Origin of the sequence: Chryseobacterium mucoviscidosis, from assembly GCF_002177115.1 — a bacterium.
In the GTDB taxonomy this organism is placed as follows: Bacteria; Bacteroidota; Bacteroidia; order Flavobacteriales; family Weeksellaceae; genus Chryseobacterium; species Chryseobacterium mucoviscidosis.
On sequence record NZ_MVAG01000231.1, the window covers coordinates 1 to 274 of the forward strand.

At 59.1% G+C, this 274-nt stretch carries 1 protein-coding gene; it reads right to left on the bottom strand.

The annotated features are described in order from the left end of the window. A partial coding sequence (locus B0E34_RS22970) for a SpoIID/LytB domain-containing protein (RefSeq protein ID WP_185117477.1) occupies positions 1 to 274 on the bottom strand: 274 nt, incomplete at both ends.

Consider the following 274-nt stretch of genomic DNA (forward strand, 5'->3'; position numbering starts at 1 on the left):
GTAGCGCGACTGCCATGATAATGAACCGGATCGCCCGCATAGATGAGATCCTGCGTCCAGGCGGTCATCGTTCGCGCCCCCGTGGTAGCTGGCGAAGCAGAAACACGCTGCGTAGCGCTGCTGTCCGGGATGGTCAGGCAATCGCCTTCCCGATCGGCGTTTTGCTGTAAAAACGTGCGAATCGCCACGGTCATGGCTTTCGCTGCCTCAGGAGGCGTACTTTTCGCCTCGCGATCCAGAACTCTGGCAACGTACTCTTCACGATCGAGATGCG